General features: G+C 32.4%; 10 protein-coding genes. 5 read left to right on the top strand and 5 right to left on the bottom strand.

Features of this window, described 5'->3' with window-relative positions:
• Window positions 1-12 precede the first annotated feature (12 nt).
• The 5 genes from ACH2BV_RS13410 to ACH2BV_RS13390 form a co-directional block, all read right to left on the bottom strand.
• Complete coding sequence (locus tag ACH2BV_RS13410) at window positions 13-3,276, bottom strand: VCBS repeat-containing protein (protein WP_395051251.1); 3,264 nt, start codon at window positions 3,274-3,276, stop codon at window positions 13-15.
• Window positions 3,269-6,577, bottom strand: a complete 3,309-nt coding sequence (locus ACH2BV_RS13405; RefSeq protein ID WP_395051250.1) for a VCBS repeat-containing protein — start codon at window positions 6,575-6,577, stop codon at window positions 3,269-3,271. The genes ACH2BV_RS13410 and ACH2BV_RS13405 overlap by 8 nt, the downstream gene beginning before the upstream one ends.
• Before the next feature lie 167 nt (window positions 6,578-6,744).
• A complete protein-coding gene (locus ACH2BV_RS13400) occupies window positions 6,745-8,277 on the bottom strand; it encodes a RagB/SusD family nutrient uptake outer membrane protein (protein ID WP_395051249.1) in 1,533 nt (510 codons plus the stop codon).
• An 11-nt stretch (window positions 8,278-8,288) separates the two neighbouring features.
• Complete coding sequence (locus ACH2BV_RS13395; protein ID WP_395051248.1) at window positions 8,289-11,276, bottom strand: SusC/RagA family TonB-linked outer membrane protein; 2,988 nt, start codon at window positions 11,274-11,276, stop codon at window positions 8,289-8,291.
• A 563-nt stretch (window positions 11,277-11,839) separates the two neighbouring features.
• Window positions 11,840-13,846 (bottom strand): glycosyl hydrolase family 95 catalytic domain-containing protein, encoded by a 2,007-nt coding sequence (locus ACH2BV_RS13390; protein WP_395051247.1) that lies wholly within the window; start codon window positions 13,844-13,846, stop codon window positions 11,840-11,842.
• Window positions 13,847-14,025: 179 nt separating this feature from the next.
• On the opposite strand from ACH2BV_RS13390, the gene ACH2BV_RS13385 reads away from it, so the two are divergent.
• From ACH2BV_RS13385 to ACH2BV_RS13365, 5 genes are all read left to right on the top strand, one after another.
• Complete coding sequence (locus ACH2BV_RS13385; RefSeq protein WP_395051246.1) at window positions 14,026-15,606, top strand: glycoside hydrolase family 32 protein; 1,581 nt, start codon at window positions 14,026-14,028, stop codon at window positions 15,604-15,606.
• Window positions 15,607-15,623: 17 nt separating this feature from the next.
• Window positions 15,624-16,952, top strand: coding sequence for a sugar porter family MFS transporter (locus tag ACH2BV_RS13380; RefSeq protein WP_395051245.1), 1,329 nt, complete (start codon window positions 15,624-15,626; stop codon window positions 16,950-16,952).
• Window positions 16,953-16,954: 2 nt separating this feature from the next.
• Window positions 16,955-17,845, top strand: a complete 891-nt coding sequence (locus ACH2BV_RS13375) for a carbohydrate kinase (RefSeq protein ID WP_395051244.1) — start codon at window positions 16,955-16,957, stop codon at window positions 17,843-17,845.
• Between the two features lie 319 nt (window positions 17,846-18,164).
• On the top strand, window positions 18,165-19,949 hold the full coding sequence (locus ACH2BV_RS13370) for an alpha-glucosidase (protein ID WP_395051243.1): 1,785 nt from the start codon (window positions 18,165-18,167) through the stop codon (window positions 19,947-19,949).
• Between the two features lie 5 nt (window positions 19,950-19,954).
• Entirely contained in the window at window positions 19,955-20,281 is a 327-nt protein-coding gene (locus ACH2BV_RS13365) for a VOC family protein (protein ID WP_395051242.1), read from the top strand.
• Window positions 20,282-20,325: the final 44 nt, after the last annotated feature.

Genomic DNA, 20,325 nt, shown 5'->3' with positions numbered 1-20,325 from the left:
AATTTATTAAAATTATTTTGTTTTGTTATTATTTATTTCATAAACCTCGGCATGCTTATTATTGATTGTCACTAACATATATTTTTTGTTATTAAGAGTTAGTATATCAAGATGACGAACTGCCTTTTGTGTTAAATTTATTCCAATTTCATTTCCCAAATAGATCTTTTTGTTGTTTTTAATCAATGCACCTGCAAAACCGTCCAATCTACTGTGGTATGGGGTCACGCCGAAGTAGTTACCAGCAGCAAAAACCTCTTCATCTTTATCCGAATCAAAATTAGCTTTTACAAAACAGTTGATAGGAGCAACTTGTAGTTTATTAGTAAAAGTAATAAAAGTGAATTTTCCGTTTTCGTTTTTCAGGTAACCCGATTTTAAATTATGAACTTCATATAATTTTGCTTTTTCTAGCATTTTGGCATCAAAAATCTCTTCTAATTTTTTCCCTGCAAATGATTTATAAGTAACAAATTTCTTTTTTAACATTCCGCTAAACTGTTCTGCTAACTCGTCAAGCCCCAGAGTTGTATAATAACTTCCATTCTTTTCGATGGCAACAATTGTTTCAAAAGTTCCGTTGGTATCGAAGTCGTCATAGTACATTTTTATAGGAAAAGTTGCCGAAGCTTTAAACTTGGTATTAACACCCCAATTACCCACCAAATAGTCTAAATCTCCATCTTTATCAATGTCAAAAGGTAAGACCGATTGCCATAAACCATTATTTTCTTCAGGATAAACAGTTTGGGTTACATTGGTAAATTTTCCGTTTTTATTTGCAAAAAATGTTGGTTTCATCCATTCTCCTACTACAATAAGATCGTACTTACCGTCTTGATTGAAATCGGTAAAAACGGCATCAGTAACCATTCCTATTCCTTCAAAAGTCTTGCTTTGAACAAGAGTGAAAACTCCTTTTTTGTTATTCAACAAAAAACAATCTGATGAACTACCAAATCGATTGTTAAGAGAATTGTTACCAATAAAAATATCTAAATCTCCATCTGAATCGTAATCAAATGATTTAACTACTGAAGCATTTTGGACTAGATTTGGCAAGGTTGTTTTAGTCATTTGATTTATACCGTTGAGATATAATCGATCTTGAAGATTTGATGCGTTTTCTCCACCGCCAGAAGCGATAAAGAGATCATTTTTTTTATCTAAATTAAAATCAGCAATGACTGCAGCAACGTCTTCAAAAACAGAATCATTCTTTATTGCTGAATATTCTTTTAAAGCAAACCCTGAATTATTTTGTAAATAAATGGCAGCTTTTTTCCCTTTTGAGCCGCCAAAGAAAACATCATCTTTTCCATCACCATTTAGATCGCCAATAGCTGCAGCCGGTCCTCTGTCAGATCTTTGATACGGAATCAATTTTTGAACTGTAAAATCAATATAGTCGTTTTCTTGGTGAGTAAAATTAATTCCTAAATTAGAAGTTATTTTTTGAAGTAATGGTAAAACTCTAGGATGCAATGTGCTGTAATCAAAGGTTTTTCTGATTGTATTAGGTTTTATAGTTATTGTTTGATTGACTTTGACCCCTTTCAAAGTTTGAAAAGTTTTATCAGGCCAGATTACCACAATCGAATCTAACATTGATATCTTACCATAGCCGAAATGCACTATTGGTTCCGATGACGATTGAAAACCTCTAGTTGTTTGTAGCTCTTTGAACTGTTTATTTCCCTTACTGTATGAGATTACTTTTGAGCCTATTCCGAAAGTGTTTTGACCTTGAAATCGCAATTTAATTTTTAGATAATTGGATTTTGTGTTCGTTTGATTACAATAGACTGAAGCCACAGCATTTATATTATTTGTAATTATATCTAAATCGCCGTCGTTATCAATATCAGCATAACCGCTTCCATTAGAAATAATAGAATCTTTTTCAATCCAATCCTTTGACTTATCTATAAATTTCAAATCTGCTCCACCTTGAAAAATATAGTTTGGGACATTTCCTGTAGGCATTTTGTTGAGTGCTTGCTTATCGAGTAATTTTGTGGTAGTGATTTTCGTCTTAACTTGATCGTTAGAATAATACTTCACATAATCTAAATCATTTGGTCGTTTTGGAATTCCATTAGAAACAAAGATATCCTGCTCTCCATCTTGATCATAATCTGCAAATAAGGTACTCCAACTCCAATCTGTTGCCGCTACTCCGCTCAATAAAGCAGTTTCTGTAAAGTATTGCCCAGCTTGATTTAGTTGCAACATGTTTCTCGAATATTGGTAATGATAGCCTAATTTTTCGGTTCTCATTTTCATCATTTGTACATTATCATCTCCTAGAGAAGATTTTAATACCTTCTCGTCTTCGGGTAACATATCTAAAGTCATAATGTCGGGAAATCCATCATGATTAATATCGGCGACATCTACACCCATTGAAAAACGACTTGTATGACCAAAATACTGTTTTAAACTTTCGGTAAAAGTTCCATCACCATTATTTAAATAATAATAATCATCCTCGTGAAAATCGTTGCCAACATAAATATCTGGATAGCCATCTAAGTTAAAATCCGCAACAGCTAAGCCTAAACCATACCCATTTGCCCCTCCAAAAATGCCTGCTTTTTCTGATACATCAACAAATTTCCCATTATTGTTTTGAAAAAGTTTATCTCCACATTCATAACTTCTTTTATTTCTGATAGCAGCATTGCCAAAAGACAATTCAGAATGCACCGCATGGTTTAATAAATACATATCTAAATCACCATCTAAATCATAATCAAAAAAAGCAGCAGATGAGCTGTAATTATCTAAATCCAATCCATACTCAGCAGCACTTTCTGTAAATGTGTTGTTTTTATTATTGATAAATAATTCGTTATGACCTTCAAAGCCATTAATTCCAACAACAGCACACACATAAATATCCAAAAACCCATCACCATTAACATCGGCCATAACGGTTCCGGAGCTCCAATCACTTTGTCCTTCTACTCCAGCTTTCCCGGTAATATCTTCAAATTTATTATTTCCCTTGTTTAGATATAATTTGTTCTTTCCTTGGTTTGATGAAAAATAAATATCTACTAAACCATCATTGTTTATATCCCCAAGAGCGACACCTCCGCCATTATAATAATAGAGATAATCTAATATTGAAATGTTTTTTGATGGTAATAATTCATTGGTAAAATTGATATTAGTATTCTTAACATCTAACTTTTCGAACAATAGATTTTCTTTTTTTGAGCAACCAATCAATAGTAAAGAAATAATGATGGTTTTATAAAAATTATTCATTCTTTTTAAAAATTACTGGTTTACTATTATTTACAACTGCAATAACAGTTTCTGACTTGTTTTTGTTCTTAATCGCTTTAATATGTTTTACTTGACCTTTTACAACAAAACCAGACTCTGCATAGGGCAGCCAAGTATAAGTTCCTTTTTTATTTCCGATAAGTACGGAACCAAAATTAGCATCAATTCTAGAAAATTGTGGTTTAAATCCGTATTGATTTCCCCCAAGAATAATATCCAAAATTCCATCTTTATTAACATCCATCGTACAAATAGCGTTTACTGTAGAAAACTGAACTTCTTTGGGCAATGCAGTCACTTGAAAGTTTCCATTTCCCTTATTAATTGCAATCACACTTTCTTGAATTGTTACTGTATGTTGAATAGAATTTTCAATAACATCTTGTTTAAACAATTCTTGAAAAGATTTTTTAGAATAATCAGTATAACTTAAATTCTCCTTTTTTATCATCGGAATTTGCTTTGCTAATTCTTGTTTTAAAGGAATCGGCAGATCCCTTCCTCCAATTGAACGAGTAGAAATTTGTTCTATAGTTCCGTTATTATCAAAATCATTTACAAATAATTTCATCGGATTAGAAGTAGTTGCTTTATAGGCCGTATTAGTCCCTCTATTTCCTAGTACTAAATCTTTCTTACCATCGTTGTTCAAATCAACGCAACTTACTGCATTCCAAAAACCCGAATAATTAATTAGGTTAGATTTATAATCAGCAAGTCTTTTTCCTGTATTTTTAAAAATACGAGGCGCCATCCAATCACCCACAATGATCAAATCTTTTTTCCCATCATTATCAATATCTTCCCAGACTGCATCGGTAATCATGCCAACTTCATTTAATTTAAATGCTTTTTTGTCCGTAACATTTGTAAAATTTCCTTTTCCATCGTTTTCTAGAAATAAATGTTTTGGTACAATTCCGTAAACTCCAGGAACACTGCGACTGCCAATAAAAACATCTATATCTCCATCATCGTCAAAATCATAAGCAGCAATTACTGCAACATTAGTATTTGCGGTAGGGATATTTGAATTACTTTTCACAAAAACTCCTTTTCCGTTATTCAAATACAAACGGTTTTTATAATTTGATTGATCTGCCTTATCATTCCCTCCTGATCCAATTAATAAATCCATATCTCCATCTTGATCGGCATCGAAAAAGCTTGCAGCTGTATCTTCAAATAACATATCCTTTTCTAATTCTTTTTGTGGTGATTGTACAAAAGATTCATTTCCTTTATTCAAGTAAATTTTTCCTGATTGTCCTTTTGTTCCTCCTATAAAAACATCTTCATTTCCATCTCCATTTACATCAGCTACAGCAAACGCTGGACCTTCTTGAGATAACATTTTTGAAATCAGCCCTTCAAAGTCAAAATCGATATAATCATTTTCAAAATGTGCTGCCATCGAATTTGATTTTTCAGAAAAAAGTTTGTTAATGGCTATTTCTACTTTTTGTTTAGCTAATACAGCATCTCCAATCTTTAAAGTCAATGTTGAATTATTTTTAATCTTTTTGATAGTTTGCGTTTTCAGATTGGGCCAAATAACGCGAAGTGAATCTATTTTTTTTGCACCAATACCAAAAGTTAAAACATAATCTATCGAAGATTGAAAACCACGTGTAGGTATTAATTCTTGACGTAGAATTTCTTTTCCAGAAAATAATTCGACTACACTTCCAATCGCAAATTTATTAAGATTCTCTCCTTTTAATTTTACTTTAACAAAATGATTTGCTTTGTTTTTCTCAGAATTGTTTCGATATACAAACGCTTCTTGGTTTACATTATTGACTATTAAATCAAGATCGCCATCATTATCTAAATCACCATAAGCGGCACCATTTGAAAAACTAGGTGTATCAAGCCCCCAATTTGTTGCCTCATTTGTAAAAGTTAAATTTTTGTTGTTTCTAAATGCATAATTAGGAATAGGAGTACTTGGCATTTTGGCAATAATATTTTCTATTTGTTCTTTTTTGCCAGTAACGACCATTTGTTGCATTAAACCGTTTGCAAAAAAGTCCATGAAATCTTGATTCGTTAAATCATTATTAATACCATTACAAACATAAATATCCTTAAATCCATCATTATCCATATCAAATAATAATGCTCCCCAACTCCAATCTGTTTTAGATACTCCGGCGTAATTTGCGATTTCTAAAAATTGATTATTATCTGAATTGAGTTGCAAAGTGTTTTGCATATATTGATTGAAGAAGTCCAATTTTAACTTTCTTGTAAACAAATCAAAATTATCAAAACTAGTTGTTGTTTTCAGTCTTTCATCTCCTTCGGGTAGCATATCTGTTACAAAAATATCAGCTTTACCATCATTGTTAATATCTGCCATGTCAGCTCCCATCGAAGATTGACTGGTGTGCGAAGCCCAACTTTGTATCTGTTCTGAAAAGGTGCCATTCTTGTTGTTGATATAGAGATAATCTCTTTCGTAAAAGTCATTTGAAATATAAATATCCTCATACGAATCGCCATTTACATCTCCAACAGTTACTCCAAGACCAAAACCAATAAGACTTCCATAAATTCCAGCGGATTCACTAACGTCTACGAATTTTCCATTATCATTGCGCATCAGCTTATCACCTCCGCCTTTTAAAATGTTATTTACTTTCCAATCTTTGTCTCGTAATTCCCTTTTATTAGAATAATTTAAACTGCTTACAGGGATAAAACTGTTATTCAATATATATACATCAAGATCTCCATCTTTATCATAATCAAAAAATGCCGCGTGAGTTGTAATTCCGGTGTCAGCCAGATTATACTCAGCCGCTTTTTCTGTAAATGTAAGGTTTCCATTATTGATAAAAAGTTCGCTTTTTCGAGTTGCATCTATGCCATTTCCAGCATTGCAAACAAAAATATCCAACAAACCATCACCGTTGATGTCAATCATTGCCACGCCTGTTGACCAAGATTTAGTAATTACAATTCCAGAAGATTTGGAAATGTCTTGAAACTTAAAATTTCCTTTATTTAAATAGAGTTTGTTTTCACCAATGTTCGAAGTAAAAAAAACATCGGCAAGCCCATCATTATTAATATCACCTATAGAAACACCACCTCCATTGTAAAAATTACGATATTTAAATATATTCATATTCTTACCATTCTTAATTTCGTTGACGAAATTAATCCCAGTCTTTGAAGCTTCTAATTTGGTAAATAAAGAATCAGTATTATCTTTTGAACAATTACTTAAAAAAGGAATAAGAACGAAAAAAGAGACAATCCGTTTAAACATATTATGTTGAGTTTGGTTAGGAAATTAGTGGGATTACAATTGCCTAAATTATAATATATAATTTAATAAAAAAATAAGATTTCAAATATAATTAAAAAAAATAAAGAGGGTAAAATACCCTCTTTATTACTAACTAACCACAAAAATATTAAAAAACCAAATTAAACTTAGTAACCAGGATTTTGTTGTACATTAGGGTTGAATAATGCATCAGCTGGAATTGGGTAAAGTAAGAATTTAGGGTCAGACACAGCTGGTTTTAATTCTCTAGCTGCTAAAAATTTACCAAAACGAATCATATCGTTTCTTCTCCAACCTTCAAACCATAACTCTTTTCCTCTTTCTAAATAAACACCGTCTAGTGTTGCTGGAGTTGTACCTGCTACAAGCTTTGCTCTAACATCTATTTGATCGATTATTATTTTAGCAGCAGCAGCTCCACCTGTTCCACCACGTAATGCAGCTTCTGCTTTCATTAATAAAGCGTCAGAATAGCGCATTAATACGTAGTCATTTTCAGGAGCACCTAAATTTGCGTTGTCCGGTTCGTATTTTTGTGTACGAATACCTGCTGTTTCTATAGCAGTAGCATTAGATATTACAAGAGTTACAGCAGGAGTGAAGATTAATGGGTTACCATTTCTGTCTTTCAACGGAGTAACTCCTCCCGGTTTGTACATTTGTCCTATTTGAAAACCAATTGGATTTCCAAAATTCGCAATAATTGAAGGAGTAGAGTGTTGTCTACGATCATCAGTTGTAGCAAATCTATTATAATACTCCGCTACAGTAGCAAATCCATTCCATCCATCTGGAGTTTGGTTGTAGTGCATACCCATTCTCCAACGAGATTGTATACCTCCACCATTTCCTAAAACATTTTTAGAGGAGAATAAAATTTCATTAGAAGTATTATTGGTAGGTGCAAAGTTGCTCCAATAATCTGTAGCCAAAGTTGATGTAATTGCATCAACATAGGAAATTACTTTGTTCATGTCTGCTGCATCAAAAGTGTAAGGTCCTGCAGGACTTGCTGCATTAAATACTGCTTTATTAAGATACAATTTAGCTAATAAAAAGTTACATGCATCTTTATTTGCCATACTTGCATCATTAGCAACACGAGTTGGTAATTTTGGAAGCACAGCTTCAAGTTCGCTGATTATTAAAGCAGTAGCTTCTTTTCTTGACCAAAATTTTGGAGGATCTGTAATAGCAGATCCTACTTCTCTGTACGGTGCTTGACCGAACAAATCTACTACATTGTAGTAATAAAAAGCTCTTAAAAATCTTGCTTGAGTTTTTTGATCATCAGTTGCCGTATTATTTATTACCAAGTCACAATTGTAAACTTGTGTCAATAAATCATTATAAGCACCTCTAATTTCCTCATTATCTGCACCCCAAGTATGTACGTGAAATTGTCTCCATTTCGCGTTATCATCCCAGTCACTCCCTCTTGTAGGCCCAACAAGTGCATCTGTAGACATTTCGTCCATTGTAAATGTACCTCCCTGACCTTGAAAGGTTCTTAATCCCTCGTATGCGGATTGTAAGAAATTACCAGTATTTACATTACCGCCAGTTCCGCTAGCATTTACGAAACCATCTAAAACTTCTTCATCTAAATTTGTACAACTTATTCCAAAAGTAATTGTACCCATAAATAAGATGCTTTTTATTATATTTATTCTTTTCATTTTTCTTTTAATTAAAATGTTACATTAAGACCAAGAGCTATACTTCTATCTCTAGGATAGGATAAATAATCCATTCCCGCAGAAGGTACTCCATTTAGCGTTTTATCAGTATCTACTTCAGGATCAAATCCAGAATAGCTTGTGATTACAAATAAGTTATTTGCACTTACAAAGAAACGAGCAGATTTAATTTTCAACTTATCCATTGTAGGGCCATTCAAAGTGTACCCAAATGTTAAATTACCCATTCTTAAGAAATCTCCTTTTTCCAAAAATTTAGTGGAAGGAGAGTTTGGATCTGACCCATTTTGAGTAGATGCGCCTACAGCTTGGGTTACGTTTCTACCACCTAACAAGGCGCTTTTAACGAAGTAAGCATTAGCAGTATTGTTGTATAAATAATGACCCGCAGCACCATAGAATGAAGTACTTGCATCAAATCCTTTATAAGTAAAATTAGTAGAGAAACCATAACTCATCGTTGGTAATGCTCGTTTGTCAAGGTATTTTTTGTCCGCAGTTCCTAAACCTGTTGGTGCCCCATTAACATCCGTATAAATAGAATTTCCTGCTGCATCATATCCTTGAAAGTCATATAAAAAATAAGTATACAATGGATAGTTATTTTTAATTACCTCAGCATAAGCTCCTGACAAACCTTGCCCGTTGATGCCTCCTGCCAATAAATCTACAGGAAAATTTTCAATTTTATTATCTAAGAATGCTACATTTCCTGAAACAGACCAAGACATATCTTCATTATCAAGAATTTTATAGTTTAATCCAACCTCATAACCAGTATTGATTAAGTTTCCTTTTAAGTTTTCAGCTTTTATCGATGGGGGACCTGGTTGTCCTGAAGCTGCTGGAATAGGTGAAATTAAATCTTTTGTGTCTCTATGGAAATAATCTAACGAACCTGTTAAACGATTATTGATTAGCGTGAAATCGGTACCTACACCATAAGTAGTTGTAGTTTCCCAACGTAAGTCCAAGCTAGTACCAGAAGTTGCTCTTGGTGTACCCCCATTTTCATAAACAGTTCTAGCATTAGCAGAGTAAACAGGAAATTCTGAATTACCAGTAAGACCATAAGTTCCTCTTACTTTGAAATCATTTACTATACCATCTTTACTACTGATTATTTTATATGCAGCACCTACAGCAGGGAAGGCTCCCCATTTATTATTAGCACCTAGTTTTGAAGAACCATCAAAACGAATTGAACCTGTTAGAAGAAAATCTTTGTAAATGACCATTTCTGCTCTTGCAAAATACGATTGTAATTCAACTTTATTTTTATAGGAACTTACTCTAAATTCATTTGCAATACCACCTTGAATATCGTCAATCAAATTAGTTTGTTCTGGAACATATCCTTTTCCTCTAGCTTGATTTCCATTAGTGTCATAAGAATAATAAGAGAAACCTAATAATCCGTTTAATTTAAAATTATCACTGAAACTGTTGTCATAGGCAAGTGTGTTTTCAAAAGTTTTGTTGAATTGGTTAACGCCTGCTATTTCAGCAAATCCTCTTTTTAATACTCCACCATTTGCAGTATCATTACCTTGTAAATCCGCACTATTAATTCTAATAGTTGGCAACAATTGGCGTTTTCTAGTTGAAGTTGAATTTTCTACTCCAAACAAAAATTTATATTTAAGTTTGCTAGTTATTTTTAAAGTAGCAGCAATATTACCCAATATTTTATTTGTGTTGGAATAATCCTTATATGAATTTAGCAACTGTACTGGGTTTAAATAACTATCTCCAACAAAAGTATAAGAACCATCCGGTTGATTTATTGGTAAAGTTGGATTCCAGTACAATGCTGTACCAATTAAATTCCCAATAAAACCAGCATTAGTACTTAATAATGTAGTTTCATCATTTAGAGCAGCATACTGTAAATTTGTGTCTAATTTTAAATATCCATTAAAAAAAGTATTACTATTATTAAAAGACATAGTATACTTATCAAGACCAGTGTTTTTTACAACACCCTCTGAATTTGTAGCGCCTATTGAAACTCTTGTGTTAGAGTTTTCAGTACCACTACTATAGGTTAAGTCGTGATTTTGGGTAAATCCATTTCGTAAAATTGCATCTTCCCAATTGTAAGATTTTGAACCTTTATCTGGTCCGCCAGCTTTTACAAATTCATCACCACTTAATAATTTGAAACCATTCAATGCTGGTTTGCTAAAACTATAAGAGGTTCCGTATGTTATAGTGGGGATTTTTGATTTTCCTTTTTTAGTAGTAATTATAATTACACCATTTGCCGCACGAGAGCCATAAATTGCAGTAGAAGAGGCATCTTTCAAAACAGATATGCTTTCGATATCATTTTGATTGATAAAGTTTAAAGGATTTCTTGCAGCAGAAACGCCTAAATCACGTATTTCAGCTCCACTAGCAGAAACATTTCCACCGCCTAACGGAACACCATCTACAACATACAAAGGTTCATTTCCAGAACGAATTGATGAGTTTCCTCTAATTCTAACTGATATAGCAGCTCCTGGCTCACCACTTGATGTTGTAACTTGTACTCCAGAAACTTTACCTCTTAACAATTCTGCTGGCGAAGTGGCTGCTACATTGTCAAATTCTTTTGAAGTAAGCATATCTACAGCGCCTGTTGCATCTTTCTTTTTAACAGTACCGTAACCAACAACAATTACTTCTTTTAACTCAGCATTGTCAGGAATTAAAGTTACGTTTAAATTACTTTTTCCTGTTACATTGATTTCTTGCGATTTTAGTCCGATGTAACTAAAAACTAAAACTGCATTTGTTCCCACATTTCTGATGATAAATTTACCATCTAAATCGGTTTGAGCTCCATTTGTTGTTCCTTTTACTAAAACAGAAGCCCCGGGAAGTGGACCACTAGAATCGGATACTGTTCCTGACACATCTTGCGAATAAGTCAGACTCGTAAATAGCATCGTTAGAAACACCATTAAGCCTTTGATTAGACTGTTTTTCATACGTAATAAATAAGTTTGGTTAGTATTATTTTTATTTAGTTTAAATAACTTTTCCAAACATAAACTATTTTTTTATGATAATATTAAGAAATACATAACTAAAACGTTATAGTAGTATCGAAAACGTTTTCGATTTTGTAAATTACCTGTTAAAATTTTATGAGTACGAAATTTATATTAAAATAAAAAAACACATAATATAATTTTATTCATTTAATTTTAAAGATTTGATAAATTAAACAGATAAAAAGGAATTGTCTAGCCACTTCAAAAACAATTGCTAAATTCATTCTAAATATTTTTCATCAAATTGACAATTAAAAAACACAATTACTTCATTATCAAAACGATAAAAATTAATTTGTCAAACTATAAAAAATCTTTATTTGATTCTTTTTTATAATAAAATAAGTTAATGTTAAGGAAATTTTCATTTGATAATAACTCAAAAGTTTTTTAATAAGCGTTATTACAAAAAAATAATTTTCTAAATAATAAGCATAAAAAAAACCACAATCTAAGAAATTATATTTCCAAAGATTGTGGCAATATAAACATAAGATTTATTTTATAGTAATCGTTTTGTCTTCAACTCCAACTCCAATAATTTTTAGAGATTTCCAATGCTTAGGCAGAAGACCTTTATTGTATTTAAGACCCATATCCGTTTGTTCTACACCTCCAAAACCATAAATTACTGCTTGAAGCATTGCACCGGCACCAGTAGCGAAATAAGGATTATTGCTATTAGCTGATTCTGAAAAAACCCCAAATGGAGGACGACTGTTTGGTAAATACGATTTTACGAAATATTCGTATGCTTTTTCTTTATCTCCCAATCTTGAATATAAAACCGACAAAACTCCAGAAGCCATTGCAGGGCCATCTTTTTTATCAATTTTTTCTACATAATAATCCAAGTCTTTTTCGATTTGAGCTTTATCAGTTATAATATGTAAAGGATAAGCCAATAAATTTACATCTGCTTGCTTTATGATTTGCCCTTTATAACCTTTGTAATTCTGTGTAATTCCATTTTCTCTATGAATGACTAATTTCTTAGAAACATCCTGCCATTTAGGATCAATTGGTTCGTCTAATATAGTTGCTGCTTTAATGGTATTTTTTAAAGCTTCAATTGCAGATGCATTGGTAAAAGCATTATCATCTACATGTTGTGCATATTCATCAGCTCCAACTACATTCAAAATTGAATAACTTCCGTCTGTATTTTTTACTACGCGACTTACCCAAAAATCGGCAGTTTCTTTTAATACTTTAAATTCACTTTGCAGCCAAGATTTGTCTTGAGTTAAGGCATAGTAATTCCAAAAAGCAATCGACACATCTGCCGTAATATGTTGTTCGAAAATACCAGTTAAAGCCCAAGTTGGTGTTGCTTCTTCGCCGGTGTCATCAGATTCCCAAGGATACATTGCACCTTTATATCCGTAAATTGTTGCTTTTTGCTTGGCTTTTTGCAAACGATCAGAACGATAATCCAGACAAGATTTTGCCATATCGGGTTGCAATGCCAAAAGCGTTGGATACATCCAAAGTTCAGAATCCCAAAAAATATGTCCATTATAGCCCTGGGATGACAATCCCATTGGAGCAATACTTTGTCTAGTTTCTGGACGGATGTAAGAATATAAATTATACAGTGCAAAACGAACTCGTTGTTGGGCGTCAAGATCGCCTTCGATTTGGACATCTCCTGTTTTCCATAATTCAGCCCAAGCAAGTTTATGACGACTTAGCAAATTATCAATTCCTTGTTGAAGAGCATAAATAGGTTGTCTTTCGGATTCGTTCAAAGGATCGGTAAAATCTTTAGAAGTACAAATTCCACCGGCAATAGCAAAACGATATTTTTTGCCTTTGAATAATTTTTTAGTGAAACCAACTTCATTTCCTGTTTGTTTCAACTCTTCACTTGTTCCATCAAAAAGAAAAGTTGTTGCTGCAGAAACAGTATATTTTCCGTTTAGAGTTTTAGCTGTGGTTCCAAAAACAGGCATTAAATATTGATTGTCTTTCAATACTCGAAATTGACTTTTTGCTTCTTTTAATTCGTCAGGAACCAACATATAATTATTGGCAAGTATTTCGATATCTTTATTAGGGATAATTTCTATAATCGCCATCGCCGAATAAGGAACCGCTCGATTGGCCAAAATGGTATAATTGATGGTTGCCAAATCTTTGAACGAAAAAGAAGTGGTACTCATTCCTTCTTTCATCGAAATTACTTGACTCCAATTAGAAATAGTACTAGATTCTATTTGTTGGCCATCTATGCTTAAATGTAGATTTAAAAATTCGATACCACGAACAATTCGACTAATTCCATTTTCAGGACTCCCTTCATACACGCCGTTTAAAATAATTTCTTTCGTTTTAAGAGGAGTGTCATCTGTCACGATTCCTATTTGACCATTTGCCATGGCTACACCAAAATAATTTTCACGAGAATTAGCCACTAAATGCCATTCGTCAGATTTTGTTTGCCCAATAAAGGAAGTGCTAGTTAGGAGCAATAAAAACAATAATTTGAAATTTGAGTCCATAATATTTTAATTAAAAAACCAAACCTATTCAAAATATTTATTAATATCCGTATTTATCTAATAAGTTTTAATAACGAGGAATCGAAATCGTTTTCGATGCTTCAAAAGCTATTTAGCTAATAAAATTCAGAATAGTACAAAAACGAATTCTATTTTTATCAATCTATTTAATATTTAAAATGAAAATTGATAAAAAAAAAACACTTCTTTTTCTACTTATTGCATTCTTTTTTTCTGTTTATACAAACGGACAAAATCTTAATTATACTGTTATATCGAATGAAAAAATTGTTGCTGATTCATCAAAAAAGTATAAAGAAGCTTTTCGACCACAATTTCATTTTTCACCAGGAAAAAAATGGATGAATGATCCTAACGGATTGGTATTTTATAAAGGAATTTATCATTTATTTTATCAATATTATCCAGAAGATATTGTTTGGGGACCTATGCACTGGGGACATGCAACGAGCACTGATTTAATACATTGGAAACACCATAAAATTGCATTATTTCCTGATAAATTAGGATATATATTCTCAGGAAGTGCAGTTATGGATGTCAATAATACTTCGGGATTGGGAACTTTGAAAAATCCAGCAATGATTGCAATATTCACTTATCATAATATGCAAATTGAAAAAGCGGGAGGAATAAATGTACAATCACAAGGTTTAGCATACAGTCTTGATGAAGGAGAAACTTGGTTGAAATATAATGAAAATCCAATTATTGCGAACCCTGATTTGAAAGATTTTAGAGATCCAAATGTCTTTTGGAACAAGGAAACAAATACCTGGAATTTAATATTGGTAGCCGGTGATTACGCTCAATTTTATACTTCGAAAAACTTGATTAGTTGGAAATTGGAAAGCGAATTTGGGAAAGGAATTGGAGCTCACGGTGGTGTTTGGGAATGCCCCAATCTTTTTAAAATTAAAGTCGAAAACTCGAATGAAGAAAAATGGGTGTTGCTAATCAGTATCAATCCTGGCGCACCAAACGGTGGTTCTGGAACACAATATTTTATTGGAGATTTTGATGGTAAAAATTTCAAAACGAACCAAAACGACACCAAATGGGTAGATAACGGTGCCGATAATTATGCAGGGATAACCTATAATGATGCGCCAGATAATAAGCGAATATTTATTGGGTGGATGAGTAATTGGTTGTATGCAAGAAATACACCAACAAAAAATTGGAGAAGTGCGATGACGCTTCCTAGAGAAATTTCTCTTTCTAAAATAAACAATAATTATGTCTTGAAAAACTCGCCAGTTTCACAATTAAAATCACAATTGAAACAAGATTTTTATAAAGATTTAATTGTTTTAAAATCGAAACAAAAGACGACTTTGAATTATGACAATCTGAATCAATCACAAATACAATTTAGTGCGAATGCAAAAAATTTGAAATTGGTTTTTTCAAATGATGTTAAAGATTCTTTAGTTCTAAATTATGATAGTACACAAAAGACTTTTTCTATTGATAGAAGACATTCTGGAATCGTGAATTTTGAACCTAATTTCGAAAAATCAATTCATACAACTGCGACGCCAAATATCATTTCGGAAACCATAGATTACCAAATTATTTTAGATTGGTCATCAATAGAAATTTTCTTGAATGGCGGAGTTTATAGTTTTACGGAACAAATTTTTCCTAAAAAACCATATACGAAACTTACGATTCAATCAGATGAAAATCAAGAAATAAGAAATATTTCAATATATAAAATCAAAGGAATTTGGTAACTCTTTAAACTTAAAAGATGAAAAACAAAAAAATACTTTATTGGTCAATTATAGTTGCATTTGCAGGTTTCTTATTTGGTTTTGACACCGTTGTAATCTCGGGAGCGGATAAACAACTGCAACAATTATGGGGTTCTTCGGATTTATTTCACGGATTAGTGGTTATGTCTTCCGCATTATGGGGAACTGTTATAGGCGCTATTTTTGGATCTTTTCCAACTAATATTTTGGGAAGGAAAAAGACATTAATTATCATTGGAATACTGTTTTTTATATCTTCACTTGGAACTGCATTTGCAAATGATCCAATTTTCTTTTCGATTTTTCGATTTATTGGAGGAATAGGAATTGGAGCATCAACTATTGCTGCGCCAACTTATGTTTCTGAAATTGCCCCAGCTAAAGACAGAGGCAAATTGGTCGCTTTATACCAATTCAATATTGTTTTTGGGATTCTTATGGCTTTTACATCTAACTATTATTTGCAAGATATTGGTGAAAATTCTTGGAGATGGATGTTGGGAATACAAGCTTTTCCTTCTTTTGTTTATACGCTTCTTGTCTTTGGAATTCCAGAAAGTCCGCGTTGGATTTTAGAGTATAAAAAAGACCGAGAAAAAGCAGTTGCAATTTTAAAACAAATTCGTACAGAAGCCGAAATTGAGTCTGAAATTCGCGCCATAGTAAATGAAATGTCACAGGAAGTGAAAGACGAATCCATTTTTATTAAAAAGTATAGGAAACCATTATTATTGGCTTTTTTCATTGCTTTTTTCAATCAACTTTCAGGAATTAATGCCTTTCTATATTATGCTCCCCGAATTTTTGAATTGGCTGGATTAGAGAAATCAGCATCGTTTTTGAGTAGTATTGGTATTGGTATTATCAATTTAATTTTTACAATGATTGGGATTTCATTAATTGATAAATTTGGTCGAAAAACTTTAATGTATATTGGTTCTGTAGGTTATATTATTTCTTTGGGATTAGTGACCACTGCATTTTATTTTGAATGGAAAGGAATGGCAATTCCCTTGTTTTTTTTCTTGTTTATTGCCTCTCACGCCATTGGTCAAGGAGCTGTAATTTGGGTTTTTATTTCTGAATTATTCCCCAATAAACTTCGAGCGGCAGGAACTTCTTTCGGAACTTCTGTTCACTGGGTTTTGGCAGCTTTAATTCCGTCATTTATCCCGTTTTTATTCAAACAAATTGGGACAACTACTGTTTTTAGCATTTTCTGTCTTATGATGGTTTTCCAATTGCTTTGGGTTTACTTCAAAATGCCTGAAACGAAAGGAAGAACATTAGAAGAATTATCAGAAAGTCTGTCAAATAACAAATAATTATGAAAACGAATATAGTCTGTTTTGGAGAGGTTTTATACGATGTTTTCCCAACACATAGAAAAATTGGTGGCGCACCTTTGAATGTGGCTTTGCGATTAGCGTCATTAGGAATTAATGCCCAAATTATTAGCCGAGTTGGGAATGATCAAATTGGAAAAGAATTAGTAGCATTTATTCAATCAAACAATGTTCCCACAGATACAATTCAAATTGATGAAACCTATTTAACGGGTGAAGTTCTGGTTCAATTAGACAAAAAAGGATCGGCTACTTATACCATTAATTATCCTGTGGCTTGGGATGAAATCGAAGTTACTCCTGAAGCTAAAAAGGCTGTGAAAAATTCAGATGCTCTAGTTTTTGGAAGCTTAGTTTGCAGGGATGAGATTTCATATAAAACCTTGTTGAGCTTTTTGAAAATTGCAAAATACAAGATATTTGATGTCAATTTACGTGCGCCTTTTTATACCAAAGAATTGCTTATTAATCTAATGTTGAAGTCTGATTTCATTAAATTTAATGATGATGAATTGTATGAAATTAGCGAATATTTTAATTCCCCATTTCATTCATTGGAACAAAATATACTTTTTATTGCAGAACAAACTAAAGTAAAAAGCATTTGTGTAACAAAAGGAAATCATGGAGCTGTTTTGTATTATAAAGGAAAAATGTATTACAACAGTGGTTATAAAATTGATGTTGCCGATACTGTTGGAGCCGGAGATTCTTTTCTTGCTGGATTATTAAGTAAATTATTGACTAGTGATGAACCGCAAAAAGCAATCGATTTTGCATGTGCATTAGGTGCTTTGGTAGCAAGTAATGAAGGTGCAAATCCAAAAATCACAAATGAAGAAATTGCAAAATTCATGAATATTCCGAATTAAGTTTTAAAAGATTAAGCCTCTAAAGCTTGAGCAATTTTACCAGGAACATGAATTAACAAAACTTAAAACTCCTCTGTGAATGTTGGTTTTTGAATTTGCCTATTTTATAATAATATTCATACCTAATCCAAAATTTCAATAAAAAATAAATTTGTATACAATTTTAATAATAGAGAATCGAAAACGTTTTCGAGGCTTCAAATGCTTTTTCGACATCAAAAACCCAAGATATTGGAAAACGAATTCTATTTTTATTGCCTATTATTTCCTAAAGGAATCAAAACAATAAAGGCAAAAAAACCAATATAAAAACAAACAAATGAAATTTATAAAAGCAAAAAACACAATTAGTGTTATTATTTTAATGATTATTACAAGTAACAGTTTGATAATTGCTCAGGAAAAAATGGTTGAAAAGGAACCTAAAATTGAAAAAAAATGGTGGAAAGAAGCTGTTGTTTATCAAATTTATCCAAGAAGTTTCAAGGATACAGATGGTGATGGCGTAGGCGATTTAAAAGGAATTATTTCTAAACTGGATTATATCAAGAGTTTAGGAATAGACGTGGTTTGGTTGAACCCAATTTATGGCTCTCCTAATGCAGATAATGGATATGATATTTCTGACTATCAATCGATTATGAAGGAATTTGGAACAATGGAAGATTTTGATGCATTGCTCAAAGGGATGCATGAAAGAGGTTTAAAATTAGTAATGGATTTAGTTGTCAATCACAGTTCAGATGAACATAAATGGTTTCAGGAGAGTAGAAAATCACGAGACAATCCATACAGAGATTACTATCATTGGTGGCCAGCCGAAAAAGGGAAACCAGCTTTTCGTCCAGGTGCTTTTGAAGCTGATGGAAGCGGTTGGAGATATGATAAACAAACAGATTCGTACTACTTGCATTATTTCAATTACAAGCAACCCGATTTGAATTGGGAAAACCCAAAATTGCGTCAAGAAATATTCAGTATGATGAATTGGTGGTTCAAAAAAGGAATTGACGGTTTCCGTATGGACGTGATTCCGTTTATCGCAAAAGACACCACTTTTCCAGTAATCACTCAAGAAGAATTAAACAAGAATTATCACGGACGCTGGGATGTATACCTAGCAAGCGGGCCACATTTGCATGATTATTTGAAAGAAATGAACAAAGAAGTTTTGAGTAAATATGACTGTATGGCATTGGCTGAAGGCGCTGGAATGACAAAAGAAACTGCCCTGAATTTTGTAGATCCAGATAGAAAAGAATTGGATATGGGCTATCATTTTGAAGGAACTAACTTGGGATATATTCCTGGCTATTTCAAAAAAATGGGTCAATATTCATTAGTAGATTTCAAAAAAATATATTCAGATTGGGATAATGTATATGCCAAAAAAGGTTGGGGAACCATATATTTAGGTAATCACGATCAACCCAGAATGACATCGCGTTGGGGGAACGATGCTTCAGAATTTAGAGTGTTATCTTCTAAAATGTTGACTACATTTTTGTTAACTATGGGAGGAACGCCTTATTATTATAATGGTGACGAGATAGGAATGATTAATGCTAAATTTAATAAAATTGAAGATTATCGTGACATCGAAACATTCGCTGAATATGAAAAGGTTAAAATAGCTGGTGGGGATTTGAATGAATTTATTGAAAACCAAAAAACAGGTGGCGCACGAGATAATGGACGAACTCCTTTCCAATGGGATGCATCTAATAATGCTGGATTTTCAACAGGAATACCTTGGTTGAAAGTAAATGATAATCATACTTTTTTGAATGCTGAAGCCCAAGAAAAGGATCCAAATTCTAACTTGAATTATTTTAGAAAAATGACCAAATTAAGAAAATCAAATCTTGCGTTGGTTTACGGAAAATATACGCTTTTAGACAAAGAAAATCCAAATGTTTATTCCTATACAAGAGAATTTGAAGGTAAAAAATTATTGGTTATGTTAAACTTTACTTCAAAAAATGCAACTGCAAATACAGGAATTAGCACTGCTAATGCTAAAGTATTAATTAACAATTATCCTATAGCTTCAAAAAGTTTGGAACTCAGACCTTACGAAGCGGTTGTTTTGGAATTAAAATAATTTTTATGTCTCTAAAGTTAAAACATATTGCAATTCTTGTTAAAGACTACGATGAAGCAATATTGTATTATACCCAAAAGTTAAATTTTGTTATAATTGAAGACACAAAAATATCTGAAGAAAAACGTTGGATTGTAGTAGCTCCTTCTAATTCTTCTGAATGTTCTTTTTTACTTGCTAAAGCTGTAAATGAAAAACAAAAAAATAGCATTGGTAACCAAGCGGGTGGTCGAGTATTTTTATTTTTAAATACTAATAATTTTGAAAAAGAGTATCAAAATTTAATCAAAAGAATTCCTCGAAGCTCTGCTTCGGGGTTCGATGGTAAGTAAAATTATTATCTTTGTTTTATGAGCGAACACATTCATAAGAGACA

Origin of the sequence: Flavobacterium sp. (assembly GCF_043780635.1) — a bacterium.
Taxonomy (GTDB): domain Bacteria; phylum Bacteroidota; class Bacteroidia; order Flavobacteriales; family Flavobacteriaceae; genus Flavobacterium.
Note: the sequence above shows the minus strand (reverse complement) of the source record. Positions and strands in the feature narration are given on the sequence as shown.

Coding starts and splice junctions, on each gene's coding strand:
- ACH2BV_RS13410 (WP_395051251.1), bottom strand. CDS start 3,276: ATGAATAATTTTTATAAAACCATCATTATTTCTTTACTATTGATTGGT.
- ACH2BV_RS13405 (WP_395051250.1), bottom strand. CDS start 6,577: ATGTTTAAACGGATTGTCTCTTTTTTCGTTCTTATTCCTTTTTTAAGT.
- ACH2BV_RS13400 (WP_395051249.1), bottom strand. CDS start 8,277: ATGAAAAGAATAAATATAATAAAAAGCATCTTATTTATGGGTACAATT.
- ACH2BV_RS13395 (WP_395051248.1), bottom strand. CDS start 11,276: ATGAAAAACAGTCTAATCAAAGGCTTAATGGTGTTTCTAACGATGCTA.
- ACH2BV_RS13390 (WP_395051247.1), bottom strand. CDS start 13,846: ATGGACTCAAATTTCAAATTATTGTTTTTATTGCTCCTAACTAGCACT.
- ACH2BV_RS13385 (WP_395051246.1), top strand. CDS start 14,026: ATGAAAATTGATAAAAAAAAAACACTTCTTTTTCTACTTATTGCATTC.
- ACH2BV_RS13380 (WP_395051245.1), top strand. CDS start 15,624: ATGAAAAACAAAAAAATACTTTATTGGTCAATTATAGTTGCATTTGCA.
- ACH2BV_RS13375 (WP_395051244.1), top strand. CDS start 16,955: ATGAAAACGAATATAGTCTGTTTTGGAGAGGTTTTATACGATGTTTTC.
- ACH2BV_RS13370 (WP_395051243.1), top strand. CDS start 18,165: ATGAAATTTATAAAAGCAAAAAACACAATTAGTGTTATTATTTTAATG.
- ACH2BV_RS13365 (WP_395051242.1), top strand. CDS start 19,955: ATGTCTCTAAAGTTAAAACATATTGCAATTCTTGTTAAAGACTACGAT.